Source organism: Methanophagales archaeon (assembly GCA_021159465.1).
Lineage (GTDB): Archaea > Halobacteriota > Syntropharchaeia > Alkanophagales > Methanospirareceae > G60ANME1.
The window spans coordinates 13,126-33,410 of the sequence record JAGGRR010000023.1 but is presented as its reverse complement, the minus strand read 5'-3'; the positions used below and the strand labels follow the sequence as shown (position 1 = coordinate 33,410).

General features: G+C 44.6%; 28 protein-coding genes. 27 read left to right on the top strand and 1 reads right to left on the bottom strand.

The window, feature by feature from the left end; genetic code table 11:
• Positions 1-463: 463 nt before the first annotated feature.
• The 5 genes from J7J01_01390 to J7J01_01370 all read left to right on the top strand — a co-directional run bounded on the left by J7J01_01390 (position 464) and on the right by J7J01_01370 (position 3,058).
• Positions 464-1,213: a hypothetical protein gene (locus J7J01_01390; protein ID MCD6209546.1), complete on the top strand. Its 750-nt coding sequence runs from the start codon at positions 464-466 to the stop codon at positions 1,211-1,213.
• A 112-nt stretch (positions 1,214-1,325) separates the two neighbouring features.
• Positions 1,326-1,913, top strand: coding sequence for a hypothetical protein (locus J7J01_01385; protein ID MCD6209545.1), 588 nt, complete (start codon positions 1,326-1,328; stop codon positions 1,911-1,913).
• A gap of 516 nt (positions 1,914-2,429) precedes the next feature.
• On the top strand, positions 2,430-2,636 hold the full coding sequence (locus tag J7J01_01380) for a hypothetical protein (protein ID MCD6209544.1): 207 nt from the start codon (positions 2,430-2,432) through the stop codon (positions 2,634-2,636).
• A gap of 38 nt (positions 2,637-2,674) precedes the next feature.
• Positions 2,675-2,833 (top strand): hypothetical protein, encoded by a 159-nt coding sequence (locus tag J7J01_01375; protein ID MCD6209543.1) that lies wholly within the window; start codon positions 2,675-2,677, stop codon positions 2,831-2,833.
• A gap of 57 nt (positions 2,834-2,890) precedes the next feature.
• Positions 2,891-3,058 carry a hypothetical protein gene (locus J7J01_01370; protein ID MCD6209542.1) on the top strand — a complete coding sequence of 56 codons (168 nt, stop codon included), beginning with the start codon at positions 2,891-2,893 and terminating at the stop codon, positions 3,056-3,058.
• 195 nt (positions 3,059-3,253) lie between these two features.
• On the opposite strand, the gene J7J01_01365 is transcribed toward J7J01_01370, so the two are convergent.
• Entirely contained in the window at positions 3,254-4,441 is a 1,188-nt protein-coding gene (locus J7J01_01365; protein MCD6209541.1) for a transposase, read from the bottom strand.
• Between the two features lie 528 nt (positions 4,442-4,969).
• On the opposite strand from J7J01_01365, the gene J7J01_01360 reads away from it, so the two are divergent.
• From J7J01_01360 to J7J01_01255, 22 genes are all read left to right on the top strand, one after another.
• Complete coding sequence (locus J7J01_01360; protein MCD6209540.1) at positions 4,970-5,359, top strand: hypothetical protein; 390 nt, start codon at positions 4,970-4,972, stop codon at positions 5,357-5,359.
• The gene (locus J7J01_01355; protein MCD6209539.1) at positions 5,359-5,778 is read left to right on the top strand and encodes a hypothetical protein; all 420 of its coding nucleotides are present in this window, start codon (positions 5,359-5,361) and stop codon (positions 5,776-5,778) included. The genes J7J01_01360 and J7J01_01355 overlap by 1 nt, the downstream gene beginning before the upstream one ends.
• A gap of 31 nt (positions 5,779-5,809) precedes the next feature.
• Entirely contained in the window at positions 5,810-6,028 is a 219-nt protein-coding gene (locus J7J01_01350; protein MCD6209538.1) for a hypothetical protein, read from the top strand.
• A 68-nt stretch (positions 6,029-6,096) separates the two neighbouring features.
• Positions 6,097-6,360, top strand: a complete 264-nt coding sequence (locus J7J01_01345; GenBank protein MCD6209537.1) for a hypothetical protein — start codon at positions 6,097-6,099, stop codon at positions 6,358-6,360.
• 134 nt (positions 6,361-6,494) lie between these two features.
• Positions 6,495-7,343 carry a hypothetical protein gene (locus tag J7J01_01340; GenBank protein ID MCD6209536.1) on the top strand — a complete coding sequence of 283 codons (849 nt, stop codon included), beginning with the start codon at positions 6,495-6,497 and terminating at the stop codon, positions 7,341-7,343.
• Positions 7,344-7,363: 20 nt separating this feature from the next.
• Complete coding sequence (locus J7J01_01335; GenBank protein MCD6209535.1) at positions 7,364-8,209, top strand: hypothetical protein; 846 nt, start codon at positions 7,364-7,366, stop codon at positions 8,207-8,209.
• Between the two features lie 17 nt (positions 8,210-8,226).
• On the top strand, positions 8,227-9,084 hold the full coding sequence (locus J7J01_01330) for a hypothetical protein (protein MCD6209534.1): 858 nt from the start codon (positions 8,227-8,229) through the stop codon (positions 9,082-9,084).
• A gap of 23 nt (positions 9,085-9,107) precedes the next feature.
• Positions 9,108-10,238, top strand: a complete 1,131-nt coding sequence (locus J7J01_01325) for a hypothetical protein (GenBank protein MCD6209533.1) — start codon at positions 9,108-9,110, stop codon at positions 10,236-10,238.
• A 169-nt stretch (positions 10,239-10,407) separates the two neighbouring features.
• Entirely contained in the window at positions 10,408-11,004 is a 597-nt protein-coding gene (locus J7J01_01320; GenBank protein ID MCD6209532.1) for an IS607 family transposase, read from the top strand.
• A complete protein-coding gene (locus J7J01_01315; GenBank protein ID MCD6209531.1) occupies positions 10,985-12,523 on the top strand; it encodes a transposase in 1,539 nt (512 codons plus the stop codon). Before J7J01_01320 ends, J7J01_01315 begins: the two co-directional genes overlap by 20 nt.
• A gap of 40 nt (positions 12,524-12,563) precedes the next feature.
• A complete protein-coding gene (locus J7J01_01310) occupies positions 12,564-12,986 on the top strand; it encodes a hypothetical protein (GenBank protein ID MCD6209530.1) in 423 nt (140 codons plus the stop codon).
• Positions 12,979-13,365, top strand: coding sequence for a hypothetical protein (locus J7J01_01305; GenBank protein MCD6209529.1), 387 nt, complete (start codon positions 12,979-12,981; stop codon positions 13,363-13,365). Before J7J01_01310 ends, J7J01_01305 begins: the two co-directional genes overlap by 8 nt.
• A gap of 30 nt (positions 13,366-13,395) precedes the next feature.
• Complete coding sequence (locus J7J01_01300; GenBank protein MCD6209528.1) at positions 13,396-14,766, top strand: VWA domain-containing protein; 1,371 nt, start codon at positions 13,396-13,398, stop codon at positions 14,764-14,766.
• A 19-nt stretch (positions 14,767-14,785) separates the two neighbouring features.
• Complete coding sequence (locus tag J7J01_01295) at positions 14,786-15,553, top strand: hypothetical protein (protein ID MCD6209527.1); 768 nt, start codon at positions 14,786-14,788, stop codon at positions 15,551-15,553.
• A gap of 111 nt (positions 15,554-15,664) precedes the next feature.
• The gene (locus J7J01_01290) at positions 15,665-16,372 is read left to right on the top strand and encodes a hypothetical protein (protein MCD6209526.1); all 708 of its coding nucleotides are present in this window, start codon (positions 15,665-15,667) and stop codon (positions 16,370-16,372) included.
• A 10-nt stretch (positions 16,373-16,382) separates the two neighbouring features.
• Complete coding sequence (locus J7J01_01285) at positions 16,383-17,177, top strand: hypothetical protein (GenBank protein ID MCD6209525.1); 795 nt, start codon at positions 16,383-16,385, stop codon at positions 17,175-17,177.
• A gap of 95 nt (positions 17,178-17,272) precedes the next feature.
• Positions 17,273-18,007 (top strand): hypothetical protein, encoded by a 735-nt coding sequence (locus J7J01_01280; protein MCD6209524.1) that lies wholly within the window; start codon positions 17,273-17,275, stop codon positions 18,005-18,007.
• 36 nt (positions 18,008-18,043) lie between these two features.
• On the top strand, positions 18,044-18,313 hold the full coding sequence (locus J7J01_01275) for a hypothetical protein (protein ID MCD6209523.1): 270 nt from the start codon (positions 18,044-18,046) through the stop codon (positions 18,311-18,313).
• 30 nt (positions 18,314-18,343) lie between these two features.
• Entirely contained in the window at positions 18,344-18,559 is a 216-nt protein-coding gene (locus J7J01_01270) for a hypothetical protein (protein ID MCD6209522.1), read from the top strand.
• Position 18,560: 1 nt separating this feature from the next.
• The gene (locus tag J7J01_01265; protein ID MCD6209521.1) at positions 18,561-19,175 is read left to right on the top strand and encodes a hypothetical protein; all 615 of its coding nucleotides are present in this window, start codon (positions 18,561-18,563) and stop codon (positions 19,173-19,175) included.
• Positions 19,176-19,185: 10 nt separating this feature from the next.
• Entirely contained in the window at positions 19,186-19,755 is a 570-nt protein-coding gene (locus tag J7J01_01260; protein ID MCD6209520.1) for a hypothetical protein, read from the top strand.
• 40 nt (positions 19,756-19,795) lie between these two features.
• On the top strand, positions 19,796-20,272 hold the full coding sequence (locus J7J01_01255; GenBank protein MCD6209519.1) for a hypothetical protein: 477 nt from the start codon (positions 19,796-19,798) through the stop codon (positions 20,270-20,272).
• Positions 20,273-20,285: the final 13 nt, after the last annotated feature.

The following is a 20,285-nucleotide window of genomic DNA, read 5'->3' as shown; positions in this document are numbered from 1 at the left end:
GAATAAACCTATCCAGCCTCTCTTTCCAAGAATAACGCTCCCTTTTCTTGAGCCAAAACAAACATATCTGTTTGTCTGAAGTTATAATATATTTTATATTGAGAGCGTTTTTGTGATGAAAACGCTCTCAAAAAAGAGAGCGTTTTGAACAAGGACGCTCTCAAAAACGGTTCGCACCCGCTCTCAAAATTGAATTAAAAAGAAGGGGCGGGTGCGAGCTGTATAAAGTGAAGTAGGCGGTGCATAACCGCTTATGGATAAGCCTCTGAAGTTTAGGTGTGGGGGTATGTGTAGGAAATAGTGATTTAAAAGCGATAATGCGTTAATGCGTTAAAACACTCATAACGCTTAAAACGCTCACTCAAAAAAGGTGGAGACCCGTCGGGGCGGGGGGCTTATGCCTCCTGTAATCTATACCTGCTACTGTAAATTATGCCAATATCGGAGAGGGGGGACTTTTGATGTGGTCGCCGAGAGTATAGACAGCCACATTCAGAGGACACACAAGATTGCATGGAGGGATAGTGAAGGAGACACCTTTAGAGATTTTGTAAAGAAGATAAAGAAATATATACCACTGCTCAGTGGCGATAATAGTGTTGTGGAGGTATGTGTTGAAGGAGCCCGTATTGTATACGATAAGGTGGAGAAAGCATGGACTATCATAACGCCGTTGTTTGAAATCAGTAGTGCGGGGCATCGCATCAGTGAAGAGGAAGTTGAAGAGGCAAGAAGCTTTGCAGAGAGACTGAAAGAAGAGGGGAAAGTAACTGAAAGGGAGTGGAAGAGGATAAAATATAGGAAGAAATACCACCACTACCATCAAAAATACTATAAGGACTACTTCGAAACAAAGACTTCCCACACACTCCAAAGCCTTTCCACCCCTTCAAGTATTGAGAGAGTTGAGTTCATGCGATTGTGGACAGAATACACTACACTAAAGACAAGCGGTGATGTTGATACTCCTGAATTTCACGAAACAGTAGAAAGGTTGAAGAAGCACAGGCTCGGGCAACCAATGACCAAGAAAGACCTAGAAAAACTAAAGAAAGATCTCTCTCTCCTACACCTTGACCACTCTCGATTATGCGAAAAGTGTCCTCTCAGAAGGTTCTGCAAACTCGCCCGTTCAGCTCACTTCCTTGCGAGAGAGATTTTAATGGAAGAAGGATGCGTTTTCCTTCAAAAGTTGTTTGCCCCCTCTCCCTAATTTTTCCCATATCAAAACTATCCCCCCGTTCCCGTGCAAGAGGGGTCTCCACCTAAAGCAGAGAGCTCCAGGCCCCCCGCAAAAGCGGGGGAGGGGAGGGGGTAGAGGAAAAATGACGGGAGGAAATATGGGTGTGAGAGGGAAGAGTGTGGAAGAGATGGAGAAGTTAGTGGAAGAGTTGAAGAAGCGTGTGGAAGAGCTTGAGAAGGAGAGTAAAGCGTTCAGAGGGCTTGTAACAAAGCGAGAGGGGCTTGATGTAAAGTCAGAGCAACTACGAAAAGAGTGGTTTAGAGAGGCGAACCAGAAATACTTCTCAAAGAAGAGGGTGGTGAAAAACACTGCCGAAGACCTTGCCACTAACATAGCGCTTGGAAAAAGTGTTTCACTTGACAAAATTATAAGGAAGATAGAGCAGAAAGTTGGGGTGGATGTTGCAAAGACGCTCGATGATGTTGCGGACGAGAGAGAGATGCTCCAGAGACTTAAGGCTATAGAAATTGCTGTAGCGAAGGCTTACAGAGAAGACAAAGAATTGCAGAGAAAACTCGACCTTGCAAAGAAAGGCAGGCGTCTGAGCCTTTACTACAGAGCGAAAGTGATTGACGATTTGAAGAGAACGGGAGATTGGAAAGAGATGACGATTGAGGAACTGGAGGCTGAGATAGAGGCGCACAAAAATGTGATTGGAGGGGGCGCCTAAGCGCCCCCATTTTTTACGACCCCTCCACCCGCTGCGAAAGGGGTCTGGAGCTCTCTCAAGTGCAACAGCGACAGGGGAGGAGCGAGCAGTTCTCCCTACCCTATAGGGTAGGGCGGTCACCCCCGCCGCCGATGAAGCAGGATGTTGCCCCAGTCCTGCAGAAGGTCTGCTCGTTTCTCCCCGGGCCACTTCCCTGGAGGTGCTCCGCTCTCCTCTGCCTTTCTTACTCTCCGCAGAGGAGAGTCCCGCCTCCCCCAGGGCGGGCACCCGATGAAGTGCGAAGAGCATGGAGGGTGGGTTGACTAACGGGGGATGGGAAGGCGCGGGAGGAGGGACTGGTCTCCACTCCACCAGCTCTCTCCCCCCTAACCCGAGGGGAGGTCTGACGGGGTGAGAGCTCCTCCTCGAGGGGATGCGCCACCTAGGCGGGGTGGTAACCCGTGCCCCCGATGGGGGGTCGGATCTCCCGCCACCGATGAAGGGGAAGGGAGCCTTTCCGACTTGGGGGTGATGTGGATGAAGGTCTATATAGAATTCCGGCACGGATTAAGACTGTGCGTTGAGGGGGCGGAGATTTACAAGGAGAGAAACTACAGCGGAGAGACGGTAATGATTTATAACGAGAGTATAAGCTTTATCCTCTTTAAAGGGATGCGAGGATACTATCTAAGAGCGCCGAAACTCTGGAGAAAGCCCGCGCCTGTGAATGTCTTACTCCACTAACTCTTTTTTCTCTCTCATTTTTTCCTTTGGGGGTAAAAATGAGGTTGGAAGTAGAAGTCATAGAGGAAAATATAGAAGAACTCATAACAACGCTTGCATCGCACACACACTCAACCGAGTGGGACATAGGATTTTTAGAGCAAGTTGTAAAAGAGCTCCAAACAAACCTCAAGCGACTTCGAAGGATGCGGGGCTAATTATTTCTTTCATTTTTCTTTCATTTTTTGCTTGGGAGTGATGGAGATGGATGACAAGTGGTGAGAGTATTCTGCCCCGTCTGCGGGGCAGAGATATGTGCGGTAAAGTATGGCAGCATAATCTACTGGAAGGATAGATGCCACCGACATATAGATGTCATCACTGTCGGCTTCGGCGAGGATGCGAGAGAGGTGCTGCGAGAACTCGAGGAGAGTGGAGGATAAATTTTAGAGGCGGAGAGAGACGGGGGTTACACAGTCATCATTGTATGCTTTGAGCAGTAAGCCAAATTAACCATTCTCCATTTTTTCTATTTTTCGCTTGGGGGTGAAGATGGAAGAGGAAGTGTTAGAGCTGCTGAAAAAGCTTGTAGAATGTCAGCTACCCCGCCCTAAAGGGCGAGGCTTGCTCAACCCCTATTAAGGGGGAGCATCGGGACGGCTGACAAGCGCCCCGTTCTGAAGGTCTTTCAAAACCCTCAACATAATGTTTTTAGCACCGACAATATCTGCATGCTCTTCGAATCCACAGTTCCTGCAACAGAACCTCTTCTTGTCTCTGTTTTCCTTAGCAGTGTAGCCACACACCGGACAGCTGATTGATGTATACTGCGAGTCAACGTAAATGACTTTGCTTCCGCAGAGTTTGGCTTTGTATTCGATCAGCGTTTGAAGCTCTCTGAAACACCACTGACTGAACAACCTTCTTTTCTCGCCGCTGAACTTAGCATGTCTCTCTCTACGCTCTCTGATACCGTTCAAGTCCTCTAAACCAAAGACACATGGCGAGTTCTCAACAATTTCTTTGGCAACGACATGCAGAAAGTTCCTAACCAGCCGTTTCTCGACTCCGCTAAGAGATGATAGACGCCTCTTAGCGGAGCGAGTGCCTTTAGACTGGAGTTGTGAGCGTAACTTTTGATAATGTGACTTCAACCTCAAAACTTGTTGAGAGAACTCAATAAGCTTACTTCTTCCTAAGCTATCACATAACGCCACGAAACTATCTGAAGGCTCATTTATATCAACGCCAACGACCTTCTTAGGCTTAAGCTCGCTCTCAGGAACTTCTACCGATACGATGAGATACCAGAGCTTGTTGCTTCTCTCATAGTATAGGGTTGCGTCTCCGTAGCCAAGCTCTATATATTTGTAGTGCTTGCTCCAACCGTAGTAAGGAATCCTCTTCAATCTTTCACCAATAACTGAGATGGAGCAAACTCTTGGGTCTATCTTCAAGTCGTAGCTTCTTCCCTTAACGAGCTTGACAATCAGCTTCCTTCTTTTGATCGGTCTTTTAACCTCTTTATAGAACAACTCAACTAACCTCTTGCGATCTCTCTTAGAGACATGAAACTTCTCAGCTAACTGATCAAAGACTGAAGCGTAGTGCTGAGCGACCTCTCTTATGACCGAGATGGCGATCTGAGCCTGAAAGGCATATTTCTCCTTGAGCTTACGGTATAGGGCTTTGTGCAATCCGATGTGGTCGAAAACACGATTGCTGAAAGCGTATTCGCTGACCTCGTTGAAGGCGTCTTTATACTTCTTTGCCAAATCCATAATCTTCTGCCTCTGCTCTTCCGTAGGTTCAAGCTTTAGCTTCACAGATAGCGTGACCATCTACTAAGTTGTGAGTGAAAGTATTTAAATGTTGTTCTTATCTTCTACCCGCCCTGAAGGGCGAGGTTTCTACTTTTTCTATGAGTTCGAGTGTATCAAACATCAACCCCCGTGCTTCAACAAACTAAGAGCTCGTGTAAATTACGATGCATGTGGAAAATGCCCCTTAAACAAAGAGGGCGAGTTTTGTAGATTAGGCGAGGTGCGAGTGAAACTGCAAGAGCTCTACTTATCAGGAAAAGTCCCAAAGATTTTTGAACAGCTTATATTTGGTTAATCACTTTTCTTTTTTTTCCTTTTGGGGAGGGTGAAATACATGTTAGATGTGCTACTAGAGAAGTTAAGGAAAGCGAAGAGGGTATTTGAAGAAGAGTTGAGGGGGGATGATATGGGATGTTCTGCTAGAGGTGTATATTAAGAGGGAGAAGTTAGACGAATTACAGAATATCGCTAAGAAAGCCTCGCCTTTCGGGGCGGGGAGGATGTCAACAAACTCCCACCATTCTGGGGGAAATGACAGTATGTCCTTTCTGCAAGGAGAAACTTGATTTCGTAAGGTCAGCTGTATACGAAGTATCAAGCCTAATCGATTATTCCCCGGACGGGTCGTGGGAGTATAGCGATGATGTATGGCCTGACGATAAAATTGTGGTAACATACTGTCCATACTGTGGAAAAGGTCTACCATTAGAGGCCGACGAGGAAGAGATTGAGAGATTTTTCAAAGGCGAGCTCAAAATAGCATTGATCTCAGAGATAAAACACCTGAGGAAAAACTTAGCGCTCTACAACGGAAAAGTCTACAGGATTGTGAGAAAGAAGGATGATGCTGTCTTGCTTGAGCGCCTTGAAGATGAAGTTGTTGAGTGCATCTTAGAGGCTGAAGCAGGGGTGAGCGAGTGATGGCTTTTTGCCCTTTCTGCAAGCAAGAAATAAACGAAGTCAAGGCGGTGTATAGAGAGGTGAGACATGTTGAAATCGCTGCAAGAGTGTGTCTTGATCCGACCAACCACAATCTCTCTTACAACGAGGAAGAGGTAGAAACACTTGATGTTGTTGATGTAGAAGAGGAAGAGGAATACAGTTGTCCAAACTGTGGAGAAACGCTGCCTCTAAGCAGCGACGAGCTCGAACTGTTCTTAGAAGGAAAACTCGCTCTCGCCAAAGAGAGTGATGCTAAGGTGAAAGGTAATTTCGCCCTTTTCAAAGGGAAAGTCTACAAAATTATCGGGCCTTTTCTGCCAAAAACCGACGACAATCTCCTGCTCTTAGAAGCTATAGACGATGAGCTTGCTGAAGCAATACTCTCCGCAAACTTTTAATATTTTTCTTCTCTCTTTTCCTTTGGGGGAAATGAGCGAGATATTTCAAAAGCTGGATGAAATGCTTGAAATCCTGCAAGATGGAAAGGAAAGGAGCCTAACAGAGATATGCGAGATTACAAATCTGGGCAGAGAGACTGTAGGGCGTGTTGTTAACTTCTTAGCAACATACGGCTTTCTGAAAATCATAAAAGCAGAGGAGACGTATGTGCAGATAACAGACGGTGGGAAGAAGCTTCTTGAGCTGTAGAGATGGGGGGAGAAAAATGGCAGTAATATCCCCTTCCGGGCAGCCGGAAGGAGAAGGGGGAGAAAAAGATGGAAGAAAAGGAGGAAGTTCACACCGAGCTATCTGCAGAGACCAAAGCTGCGCTAAGCGTTCTGATCAAAGAGCTTGACGAGATTCTTAGGTCTCCGAAGCTCACAGATAGGCAGAAAGTTATCTCAATAGAGGCACTACTCTATACATGGATTGTCGCTAACAAACTTCCCGTATGGGAAGTCAAGCGTGTAGATGATAGTGTATCAATAAAAATACCGCTGGAGGGGACTCGTAAGAAAGATACGGAAAGGAAAGATTGAGCCGCAAGATCAATCAATTCTTCTTATTTTTCCTTTGAAGGCTTTCTGCTACCTCTTTCTCACGAGATAGAGCTCAGAAATTTTCTACCATGTTCTCATAAGGATTAACGAAGAGTGTGCTGGGGGTGTGCGAGATGGGAGTAAGCGTGAGTAAGGCTCTGCTTGTGCTATCGCTCTCACTAATCCCTCTCTCAATCACGCCCACGCAAGCCCAAGTGCCTGAAATTCTGAGCAATTGCACACCCTCAGAGTTCTACACACCTTATGTCGTTAGCGTCTTCGCAACCTTTGACATAAACAACGACGGGTTGTTAGACCTCGACGAGATGAAAATCGCATACGACACACTCACATCCACAATCATATACAGATATGATGATGAAAACGCTGAGCCCGCGCCAGGAACAATCGTTGGTGATGGACGCCCAGGCCCTGACTACTTTCAGACGCCTGAAGAAACGCTGAGAGAGCAGGCAGGAGACTGCGAGGACTTCGCAATTCTCTTCGCTTCACTTCTGAACTATTACGGTTATATCGCCTTTGTAGGCGACATCGACTGCGATGGAGACGGCGAAGTTGATCACGCAACTTGCCTTCTTTATGCACCCGAATCAACCGCAGACGCAATTTTTGAGCTTGGGCTGAGCGATGTCGTTGATGTGTTTGAGACCACTCCTGAAGAGATTGCGCAGAAACTCCACTGCGAACTTGGTGATGGCTTTGAAGATTGGGTGCTCATCCCGATTGATGGAACGTATTCAGAGCATTTCGGATATGTCTCAGGAGCGGTAATTCCTGAGTTAGAGTATTTCCTCGTGGATTTCTACACGGTCAAAGATTTCATGAGAATGAATCCTGGTGCTGTGCTGACTCCAACAACACCGACTCCAACGCCAATAACGCCCGAGCCGACAACACCCACTCCAACAGCACCACTCGTGGCGGCTATAATCGTTGCACTCTTCCTCAGAAAAAGAATATGATTTATTTTTTCCCTTGGGGGATGAAGATGCCGGAAGACCTTAAAAAAGATATAACGGACTTAGAGGAATCGGTGGAGGAATTACAGAAAGCAGAAAGAATATACAGTGAAGCTCTCGAAAGGTTTGGGCGTGTGAGTGAAAAGTTAGCTAGCAAAATCGTAGAAGGAGAGGATTACAAAAAGTGTAATGAGTTGCGGAGAAAAATCGAATATATAATCTCCAATTTTCCACGATATGATGAAGAAGCTATAAGACTTGTCGATTATTTCAAACCATTCCGCTATAAAAGAAAGGTAATTCGACTCCAACCTTTAGAATATCTTACGATAGGTAGGACGATAACCACAACCCCCAACACGAAGATATATAGAGAGTCAACAGCGAGGGAAATTTTTCAGATACTCTTAGAACATGCTGATGTGATTATTCCAAATGTTCGAAAAAATATTAGAGAAGAGCTTGCAGAGTTCTGCAGATTGGGAAGAGAACTCATGGCTGAAATGAAGGGAGAGCTTGCTGCTCGTGAGGGAAAGTTTAGGACTCTCTCTTTCGAATATTCTGAGCGGTCGGAAGGGTGGGCGCGGGTGTTTTGGCAAACATACAACAAAGTCACTATTTATGTAGATCTCACACAGATTCTTCGATCGTGCACAGTCTACCTGATTAACACTAACACTAATAGCAGAGATGTGGTAGATATGGACGATACACCCTACGCTCCTCTTCGGCTCAGCGAGCTATACGATACATTAGCGGAAATGTATGAAGAAGCCTATGAGAAGCTACAAGCAAAGAAGGAGCGGTGCGATGAAATTCTAAAGGAGATGAAGAAGGTAGTAGCACCCTTTGTGCTCTCAGGACTCTGATTTTTTTCTTTGGGGGAATGAAAGAGATAGAGAAGATAAAGGAAGAACTGGAAAGAATTGCACAGGAGGTTGACAAGAAAAGAATTGATTATATAAGGGCTGAGGAAGCTTACGAAAGCTGCTTGGAAAAAGCACTCAACACCCTAAATGGGAGAATAAGCAGAGAGATAAAGGATACAGAAATTTACAAAAGGTGTAAGGAACTTATGAACAGAGTGTGGAAATTAGTGAAGAAGATTTCATACTACAAATATGAAGCTATAAAATTGTTTGGCTATTTCAAACCATTCAGCTACAAAAGAAGAGTGATTCCTCTCGGTGGTGGTTACCTCATTGTAGGAAATCTAATATACGAGACGTTCTGGAGCGATCAACGCAGGTATCCTACGCTGGAAGAGGTTTTTCGGACATTTGTGAGATATGGAGATGAAGTCGTTCCTTATGTTCGGAGGACTATTAGAGAAGAACTAGCCGAATTCCACACACTTGCAAAATCTCTCACCGCAGAACTATATTTTGATGAGAATATCGTCACTCGTGAGGGTGAATTCAGAGTGCTCATCCTTAACCCACATGTGAAATATAAGGGCTCACTGATAAGCTATGAGGCGTTCGATAAAATCTCGATTCGTGTAGATTTAACTTATCCGCCAGGAACTTTTCGCATCATCCTATTCAACGACGGAAATATAAGAAGTGTGGAAGACATAGGAACGGTTCTTGTAAATTCCCTCCGCTTTCTCGAGTTATATGATGTGCTTGCAGATATGTGCGATGAAGCCTATCAGAAACTGCAAGCTAAGAAAGAAAGATGCGAAGAGATTGTGAGAAAGATGCGTGAGATTGCAGCACCCTTTGTGCTCTCGGAGCTCTGATTTTTTCCTTTGGGGGTGAGAGAATGAAGGCGAGCGAATTGCTTGATTATTTAAAGCGTCTATATAAGAAAGACCCTAAAACACCGTGTCTCCTACTGGGTTCGTCAGGAATTGGGAAGAGCGAGACGGTGCGAACATGTGCTGAAGAGCTGGCAAGAGAGCACGGCAAAGAATTTATTGACTACAGTGATGACGCGGCGCAGGAAATTCTAAAGGCACCAGATAAATACTTCTTGTTCGTGGATTTCAGACTGACTGAGGTCGAACCCTCGGATCTAATAGGAATACCTCGTGTTAACGGCAATTACGTTCGCTACTATCCGATGCTTTGGGCTCGCTGCTTACAGGCGGCAAGCGGAATCTTGTTTTTAGACGAAAGGTGTGTGGTACCTGGTTGTCTGGTCGTCAGGTTGCCACACACCCGTCAAATAACGAACGTCCAGCGAGATGACGTCTTATCAACGGCTTACAAAATAGCATTAGACAGAAAGGTCGGTCAGATCTCAATAAACGGCGGCACTTTCATCATCGCAGCAGGAAATACGCCAGAAGACAGTGCGATTGCTCGTCCACTGCCAGCACCTTTGCTCAACCGCTTCAGAGTCATAAGAGTCGATCCACCCAGTCTTAAAGACTGGGTTGACTACATGGACAGGAAATACGGAGATGCCTGGGACAAGCGGGTCTATGCGTTTTTAGCAGCTTACGAAGGAGAAAACTATCTTGTGCAGAAGCCTGACGATGCAGAAACGCTTGAACAATTTGCAACACCACGAACGTGGACGATTTTAGCAGCACGCTCGCTTGACCTCGAGAAAGATGCGCCGACATTAGTGGGAAGAGAGCTCGGCTTGAAGTTCCGAACTTTCCTCAGAGCTCGTGTGGACGTCAACGAAATCATAAAGAATCCTGACAAATACGATAGCCTCTCACTTGATCAAAAATACATGCTTACGATTCAGCTCGCAAACGTTAGCGACATTAAGAAAATCATTCATGTTGCTGTGAAAATACTTAGAGATAGAGGAGAGCTGTTCATAGTCTTCGCAAGAGCACTTCCGAAGAAATCGAGGCGAAAAGTCCTGAAGGCTGTTAAGGACGCAGCGCCTGACGCTTTCGAGAGCATCGCTGAGGCTGCGAGCGTCGTCGCTTAACCTCTTTTTCCTTTTTTGTTTTGGGGGGGATAGAAATGCCAAAGTGTCCGATATGTGGAGAGGAAATACACCATCTTCTCGTAAGTGAGTCTGTTCACAGCGTGCACGAGTATGATGACCGATTTCCAACCGAAAGTCTTATATATACCTAAATCGTATTATCAAATGTATGAAGGCGGGAGAGGTAATGAAGGTGCTTCGGATATCTCGGAGCACGCTGCACAGATATGCAAAGGAGGGCTTGATAAGGAGAAAAAAGATTGGGAAGCGTTACGATTATCTTGATGAAGATGTCTTCAGGCTTTTGAATCGAGGACTTCCACGCAAGACATACATCTATGCGAGAGTTTCCACGCCGAAGCAGAAGAAAGCTCTTGAAAATCAAATAGAGATGCTGAAAGCATGGGCTTTTGCGAATGGTTATCAGATAAATGGTATCTTTGCAGACATAGCATCAGGAATTAATTTCGATGATAGGAAGGAGTTCTTCAAGCTTCTTGACGAAATTATGGACTACAAGGTAGATAAAGTGATAATTGCACATAAAGATAGACTGAGCAGAGTTGGCTTCTCATTCTTTGAGAGACTCTTCAAGCGTTTCGGAACTGAGATTATAGTAGTCTCAGAGGTTGGAAATAAGAAATTAGATGCCGAAGAGATTTTTGAAGAAATAGTTTCTTTGTTGCATTGCTTCTCGATGAAGCTTTACAGCAAGAGGAAAAATGAGAAGCTAGAGGTGAGTTTGGTTGAAAGTTCTAAGGACTGAACAGATATGGATAAGAGGAGACGAGAACCTTCAAAAACTCTGTCATATATCTAAGAACCTATACAACGAGGCAAATTACATTGTCAGACAAGAGTTCTTCAAAACAGGAAAACGCATAGGATACAACAAGTTAGATAAACTCTTGAAGAATAGTGAGAACTACAGAGCGCTTCCAGCTCAGACTGCTCAGCAGATTTTGAGAGTTTTGGACAGAAACTGGAAATCTTTCTTCAACGCAATGGATGAATGGAGGGAACATCCTGAGAAGTTCAAAGAAAGGCCGAGACCACCGAAATATAAGAAGAAAGATGGTGTCTTCATGCTCATCTTCACGAATCAACAGGTCAAAGTCAAAGAAGGAGAGCTAATTTTCCCAAAAATTGTTTGCTTAAAGCTCAAGACAAGGATAAAGGAAGGAATAAGAGAGGTCAGGATAATTCCAAAGGGTGTAGGTTATGTTGTTGAGATTGTATATGAAAAAGAGGTAAATATCGCAGAAAGAGACAAAGGCAGAGTCGCAGGCATAGATTTAGGTGTTCGCAACCTCGTAACCATCGCAAACAACATCGGCAAGAAGCCGATTGTTGTTAAGGGCGGGGTTGCGAAGTCCATAAACCAGTTCTTCAACAAGGAAAAAGCGAGATTGCAGCGCATATATGCGAAGCAAGGAATAAAGACAAGCAAGAGGCTAAAGAGACTATCAGCGAAGAGGGAAAGAAAGCTGAAGGATTTCTTGCACAAGGTCAGCAAGTTCGTTGCTGAGTGGTGCGCTTCGCACAACATCGGAAGATTAGTGATCGGTTATAACAAGGAGTGGAAGCAAGAGGTGAACTTAGGTAAAAGGAATAACCAGAATTTCGTGCAAATTCCAATCTGGACGCTGATTCAGCAGATCAAGTATAAGGTAGAGGAAAGAGGGATAGAAGTAATCCTCGTGGAAGAAGACCACACATCAAAGTGTAGTTTCTTGGATAACGAGCCAATAGAGCATAGAGAAGAATACGCAGGTAGAAGAATGAGAGGGTTGTTCAAGAGTGCGAGAGGAACTATCATAAATGCAGATGTGAACGCCGCATACAACATCATAAGGAAGGCAATCCCGGAAGCCTTTGAGGCGGACGGGATAGAGGGTGTGGGGTTGCACCCTGTGCGATGGACAAAAGATTCCATCGCACGAAGCATTTTGGGCCGAAAGGCTCAAAATGCACAACCTAAAGTCTACCCAGATGGGCGATGGGTGTGGCAGCATAGTAAAGAAGGAGATAAAGTTTACAAAGCATTTTGTCCAGAGTGTGGAGAGGAAATCCCTCTTGACGAGTACTTCGGAGATATTGAAGATTTTCTAGAGGAGAACTACATCATCCTTCGCTCAGACGACCCTGAGATTAAAAGAAAAGAAGATTTTGTCCTCTTCAGAGGAAAAGTCTACAAAGTAATGGACGAATGCAGCGCTTTACTACATCTAAAGCTTGTAGAGGATGAGACTATAGCAAGCATCATCAGGGCAAACTTAGAGTGAAGTGATTGTTTGGTGTGTTGAGATCGGTAGAACGAGAGAGATGCCTAAATGTCCCTTCTGCGGGAAGGAGATAGAGTATCTATATTCCTGGTATCAAGAGACCTCACGTTACAGAGTTTCTTTAGACGAGAACGGAGATTTACAATGGGAACAAGATTTCATATCAGATAGCGAGGCGTTAGAGACTGATGTTTGCCCTCATTGCGATCAGCATATACCTATGTATGATGATACCGAGGACTTTCTAAAGGAGAAGTACGTTGTTCTTCGTCCAGATGATCCTGAGATTGAAGCTCGGAAAGGTGACATCATCATCTTCAGAGGTAAAGTCTACAAAATTGATGAGGATGAATCCGACCAAAACCTTCTGATTCTCAGACTTGTAGAGGACGAAGTGCTTGCAGATATTCTTAAGACTGATGCGGAAAAATCTTCAGAGGAGAGGGGTGAGGAAGATGCCTAAGTGTCCTTTTTGCGGGAGAGAGATAAATAGTGTCCACGCATACATACAAGAACTATGGAGATACGAGCTATCTCTAGATAAGAAAAAATCTCTGCGTTACAAACGCCTGGGAGTAGAAGATCAGGATGAAATGCACGCAATATGTGTCTGTCCTGAGTGCGAGAGCGAACTCCCTTTCTCCTCGTGGACGGTGGGAGATTTCTTAAGAGAAAAATACATCGTTCTTCGCACAGATGGCCCTGAGATCAAAAGAGTGGGAGATTTCATCCTCTTCAGAAATAAAGTTTATAAGATCATAAGGGAAGGAGAGAGGCTTCTACATCTCAGATCTGTAGAGAATGAGCTCGCCGCAGATATACTCAAAGCCAACATTGAGTGATTTTATTTTTCCCTTGGGGGTGAGAGATAGATGGGCGAAATGAGAGAGTTTGAGGAAGCAGCAACGCTCATAATGATAAAGAGCCCTTTCGTCGGCTCAATCCTCTACAAACTCAGAGTTCTGAAGACAAGTAGGCTAACAGAAATCGCCGGTGTTGATAAGCGCGGCAATCTCTACATCAACGAAGAGCGATTCAAGAAGTTCTCGTTAGAGTCGAGAGCGTTTATTGTTGCGCATGAAGTACTGCATGCGGCATTCAGACACGCATTTCGTGGAGATAGGGTCGAAAGTAAAGAGCTTTTCAATATAGCAGCAGACATCATCGTAAACGAAGCTCTTATTGATAACGATTTCAACCACCGAGATGATTTACATCCCTTGAGAGCACATCATGTAAGCTCACTGATTGAGAAATCGGAAGATGAGATCAAGCGATGGAGTGTTGAACGCTTATACAGAGAGCTGCTAAAATATGCGATTGGTGGGTCTGGAAATGGTGGAGATAGACCTTACCCTCGCGGCTCTGGTGAGACTGACGGCGTAAGCACCACTGAAGGTGGTGAGAGTGCTGAAGGTGGTGAAGAAGGTGGTGCGAGAGCTGGCGGAGATGTTGGAGCTGAAGATACCGAGAGTGCAGGTAAAGGCGGGAGCAGGAGTATAGGCGAAGAGCACGATTTGACTGGTGATTTCGTTGGCGAGCAGCAAGGAGAAGTCATCAGAGAAGGTGACGGCTCACTTTACGAAGGCTCAGAGAGCGAATTAGAAGAGAGATGGAAGGAAGTTTTGGAGAACGCCCAGCTCGCAGCGAAGATGGCTGGTAGAGAGCCTGTGGGCGCTCTGCTTGCCGAGCTGGACTCGATATTGAGGCCAAAAGTCGATTGGAGAGCTTTGCTGAGAGCTGCTGTTTCTATAGGTCTTCAGAAACACATCTCAACATGGAAGAGGCTCTCAAGAAAAAGTGATAACTTCCCAGGATTCCAGAGATTTGGCTTGAGAGAAGTTTACACACTCATAGATACTTCAGGCTCTATAAGCAAGCAAGAGTTGGAACAGTTCCTTGGTGAGATTTACGGTGCTGCGAAGTGTGCAAAAGTTCTTGTCAGATGCTTTGACGCTGATGTCTATGAGAGACTTGAAGTAAAACGTCCTTCAGATGCTAAAGTGATTGCGAAGAAGATGCGTGGTGGTGGCGGCACGAGAATAACGCCAGCATTAAAGAAGACGCTGCAAGAAATGCGGAGTGGCAGTGTCGTCGTCGTGATGACTGACGGTTATCTCTTTGATGAAGAAGAGGCGAAACCGCTGTTCACCGCAATAGCAACAAGAGGTAAAGGCGTAATCGTAACTACGTGCAAAGCAGTGGATGCGCCTGGCTGGACTCATATCACTCTTTCTCTCTGATTTTTTTGTTTTTGGGGGTATGAGAGAGCTGAAAGGGTTGGAGGATAAAATTCAAAAGATTCGGCGGAAGAACGAAGTATACATCATCAGCCCTGCAGACGTTGAATATTACTCAAAGTGCATGCACCTCCAAAAAGAAGTTAGAGATCTCCTACTCAGAATAGAGTTAGATCATCTGGTAAAGGCCATGGAAGCGCTCAAATATTTGCAGCCGTTTGCTAGGAAGAGAGTCATCGTGGAACTTGAGCGGAAAAAATACGGCTCTGAGATTCTTGTCGTCGGTCACTCAATATACACGACATGGACTTATCAGAATCCCGAAGAATATAGTGGAAGGAAGGAGGTCAGCATCCAAAATATGTTCTATACTATCTTCAAGTACAAAGACAAGATTGTTCCGCTGCTGCGTAAAACCATCAGAGAAGATTTTCTTGAGATTGTAGGATTGGTCGAAGAGATTCAGAGATGTCTTGAGATGGAAATCTCTCGCAGAGGCTCATTCAGGATTTGGGACATAGAAAGTGGAGAAGTGGAAGCTTACCACGCTGACAAAATCTGCATAAGCGCCACGAGCAGATTTTACAGGGTGCATTATTCTTTCAGAGACGAATTTTTTGCCTCCGGCGACATCAGCGAATTAGAGAAGTTTTTCGAGGTATATGAGGTGATTTACGACATACTGACTGAGGCGCATCAGAGATTGAGAGAAGAGCTCAAGAGGAACGAGGAAAGACTAAAGCAGATAAAAGAAATAGTCGCACCGTACGTTCTTGCGAACGGAGTCTGATTATTTTTTCTTTTCTTAGGGGAAATGTGCGAGGGCGATTTCGAGGAATATGTCGAGGGGTATGAGTTAGTTATGGAGACAATCGACTCGCTCAACGCCAGAAAGGCGAAAATGGAAGAAGAGAATCCTTATTACAAGAAGGTTCTCGATTTCTATCAGAAGTCCATCGTATCGCTGAAAACACCATCACACTATATAATGGAAGCGTATCGTTTATTCCGAAAATTGCACCCTTTCGCTCATAGGAAAGCGGTGATCCGTGTAGAAGACGGCGGTGTGCTTGACTTCTACGATGCTTTGGTTATAAGTAACGATATAAGGGCTGGATTCTACTCCAGTCTTTGCAAGAAGCGGAGAAGAGGAGAGGTGCTCAGCGAACACCACTTCATCGAAGTCGTTACCAAATACCACGAGAAAATAGTTCCTCATCTTCGCAAGCCCATACAAGAAGCTTTCGAAGAGCTCGTTGAACTAGCAAAGAAACTGAGGTTGGGTTTGACGATCACGCAAAGGTGTGATGGATACTTTCTTTACAGAAAAGCTTACCGCTCTGAAATAATGTGTTTCGTAAAGATTCCATGCAGGGAAATCTCAATCTCAATGGACGCCCCTCTCGAAGAAATTAAAGTAATCTGCGATAAAGACGTTTATCACTTAAGTATCACTCGGAAGGAAGACTTGTTCGCACTATACAAGCCTATTTACGAAGCTTATCAGAGATTCCACGAAGAGTGGTCTGAAATTCAGAGGAAGAACGATGAGATTCTTGAGAGAATGAGAAAAGTGGTCGGCGAATATGTGCTTGTTAACGAACTATGAGGCGGGAGTGATGATAGCCGAGGAGATTATGGAAATTATGGATAAGTTGGTAGAGTGTGAGCGGCCCGCCAAGCGCCTACCTTTACTCAAAGAGATCAGAGCGCTTGCTGAAGAATTTGTTGCTAAAGACGCTCGTTGTAGAGCAATCAGAGCTTACGCCCACAAGATAAAAAATGTGTTGCGCAACTCCTCCCTCAAAGATTATTTACACAGCCTTAGAGATGAGATCAGGAGATTATGTACGCCAATAATGGTGGATGAGAAACACTTATACAGAAAACATTGGATGAAGGAAATAGAGGTGGTAAGTAAGAGTGAGAAAGGGGGTTGCTATTGTATATCTCTCGACAACTTCCTTCAAAGAATGGAGGAAGATATCTTCGAATTTGGCAGGGAGTTACTAGATGATGTAATCCTGCTTGGAGAATATCTAGATAAAATTAGAGCAGAATATGAGTGTTTCCATTACTGCAACGGAGACTTTGAGATTCTCTACTATGGCTACCATGATCGGGAGGGGGCGAGCTTCAAATGGATTAAATGTAATGCTTTGAGTGTTTCTTACGAGAGACCGAGAGACCTCATCTTCCACCCACTTTCATCTAAAAGAGATTTTTGGATTAACGTTACAGAAACAAGCATCACAGAAAACGGAATATTAAATCTAATCAAGATTCTCGATGATGTGGAAGGAGCATACAAGGAGGCATACACTAAAATCAAAACAATCGTGGCGGAGAACGAAGAGGTGTTGCGAAAAATAAGGAGCTTAGTTGCACCGTACCTGCTCGCAACAACCCTCTAATTTTTTCCTTTTGGGGGTTGAAAGAGCAGAAAATTAAGAGTGTGTTTGAAAAATTCAAAAGTCATCTCGTCGGAATCTTCATTCCAAGAGAGGTTGTGGAAGAAATATGCGATGAGTGCGGTGTGCTCGAATCTTTTAGAGCGAGCGAAGATTTATGGTCGAAGCTCGAAGAAGCAAGAAATCTCTTTGACGATAACCTTCTTTTTGAAGTTGGTAAGATTTTCTCAGCTTTGAAGCCCTTCTCCTACAAGAAGATAACTGTCCCGATAGAGGAGCAAGGTGTGAAAAAGGCGCTTGTAATCGGTAGCAGCATATATGTAGGAGATTACACAGAAATTGTCTATCTCGGAAGGAGATATGCGCCGCAAGAGAAAAGGCTCGCTAAATACATTATTAAATATGCGGATGAGGTTCGTCCGTATGTGCGACGAAGCATCCGTGAGGATTTCTCCGAGCTCGCAGAGTTAGCGAGAGAGCTTCGCACCCCACCTCCTCACGTGGAAATCTCACGCAAAGGAGACTTCAGAATATGGAATCTGGAGCAAACGACTGCTTACAGATGCAGCGAGATTCTCCTGACTTCTTACTCTTCCTCCCCGTTGTTTGCTCTCATCCTAAAGAGGGGTGAAGAAATATGCGGACATCTTTATCCTATAGATTTCAAATATCCAACGTGCTATATTCTCACACTTATAGAACATTATGGTGTGCTATACGAAATGCTAAAGGAGTACTACAGCAAACTCTCGAAGGTCATTGAGAACAACAACAAGATTCTTCGTAAGATGAAGGAGATAGCAGCTCCCTATTTTCTCCCAAGGATTATCTAATTTCCCCTTTATTTTTTCCTTTGGGGGTGGTGGAAAATGGCAATTATATATGATGGGAAAGGAAGAAGAATACTTGACCTGAAGCATGCCTGTGCAATCTATGCGCCGAAGAACAACCGCATCGTGATTTGCTTCCCATTCGCAGACAACGGTGGTATGTTCTGCGAGGAGCTTGAGCTCGGAGAAAGTGTGGACGAGAGTGAGTTCCACAGATTCTTCAAGCATTTAGCGCAAATCAAAAACATAGACTCGGTGCTAATCTGGGAAAGAGTCTGCGAGAACGTGAAGAAAAAGCAGCAGCAATAACTCTTATTTTCCACCTTCAAGGGGTGAAAAATGACAGAGGTAAGACATCCTCTAGTAATGAAAATCAAATGCACTTGTGGAAAGGAAGTTTGTCTGAAACTTGTAGGAGGTCAGTATCAAACTTCGTGGATTGGTAAGTGTGAGTGTGGGTGCGTGTGGTCGCTAGAAGAGTTATCAGAGACGCTGGAAGAATTAAATATAGAATCAGAGGAATTACCGGCAGTGTTGGAAGACGCAGGTGATTAAAATGCATGCGCTGTACTATTTCCTTGTTCCGACAAACGATGCTAGTGAGGCTGTTGAAGCATTTCACAGGTGGGCTGAAAAACACTGCGACGAGAACAACTATCATGAGTTGGTCTGTGCCGTGAACGAAGAGAACACACTCACGGCTTTTAACAAAGAACTTCTCAAAAGACTAAAAGACGGGAGCATCAAAGCAAGCGATTGGACTATAGAGAGCGTTCATCGGAAAGCGTGGAAAAGTATACTATATGACCTTTTCTTCTACGATGATGAGAAAGTTTACGAGAAAGTGGTGAAGGAGTTTGAGAAAGAACCTCTCAACAGATGGACATCAAAGCTTATCAGCATGCTGATAGATTTTGTTCAAGAGGCATACGAAGATTTGCTGCCTAACCTTGTAACTGGTGAAGAAAATTTTTCAACATATATGAAGAGGTGGCAATACGTCATCGCATTAGAAACCCTTCTGGAGATACAGAGAAGTAGAAGAACTCCACCTTTTGCCTACGACAATCCCTTTTTCCTCACACCATACAACTGGCGCTGCTTTGACCTGCGCTATTACACCGAGGCTAGGAAGGGAGAAACTATTCTTGTCGTAGACATACACACCTAGGGTGATTTGTATGACCCTCTTCTTTTTAACATCGGAAAGAGATCTTGATGAAGCTATTGCAACAGCGTCTAATAAATGCGATGAGTGGCGTACACCGTGCGGCACGGTTTTAGCGGTGAATGATAAAGGCGAGTGGGAGATTTCAGGATACAAAGGAGATGAAGCACCCACTCCAGCAAAGACGATGAAAGAAGCTCACAGACTTGCGTGGCTGGAAACACTCCACCACATTTTCTATTGGGACTCAGAACTGCGTAACACGGTGGAAAAAGAACTTGAGAGAGAGCCTCTTGAGAGGTGGGCCCGCAAATTAATAGTCAAGCTGATAGATTTAGTTCAGGATGCGTACGGTGATTTGCTACCAAAACTTTTGACTGGCGAGAGTGTTGTAAGCAGAGCACGAATAGATTATGTTTTGGCTCTGGAAGTGCTCCTAGACATACAAGCAATTAAGGGTGTAGCTCCGTTCGCATACACCGAACCGTTCCCACTCAAACCTTACAACTGGCCTTGCTACGACCTCAGATATTCGACAAAAGGGGAGGGAAGATCAATAGTAATAATGGAAGTAGCTCTCTAACCTTCTCATCAATCACTTTTTTCGCTTGGGGGTGGAAGCGATGGAAGAGGCTGTAGAGAAGGTGGACAAACTCTTGGAGAGGCTTCTCGACATCATCAGAAAATCAAGTAGAGTAGCTAAAAGAATGATGGAGCTTGAGGAGGAAGCGGGGAGGATTCTAAAGAATCTAAGAGATATTCTTGAGAAAGAAATTAAAAACGAGTTGGAGGGGGTTGCGATAAAAAGAGCTTACTATGTTTTTTATACAGACAATCTAGAGGTGAAAATTGATGCTGATGAGTATAATGTAAATGTTGTAATAAGTGCAACCGAACCTCCTGTAGAATTCAGTGAGCCCCTCACCCCTCACTCAACCAGGAGTTTAAACACTCTTCTAACACTCCTCGGGGAAGGAGAAGAGCTCATCAAGAGGGCTGAAGAGCAGGTGGAGGTGTGGGAGGAAGAGAGTGAAGAGAGGGCTAAAATACTCAAAGCGATGAAGAATGCGCTTGCGCCGCTTATACTGGAAGATATATAAGATTCTCTTATTT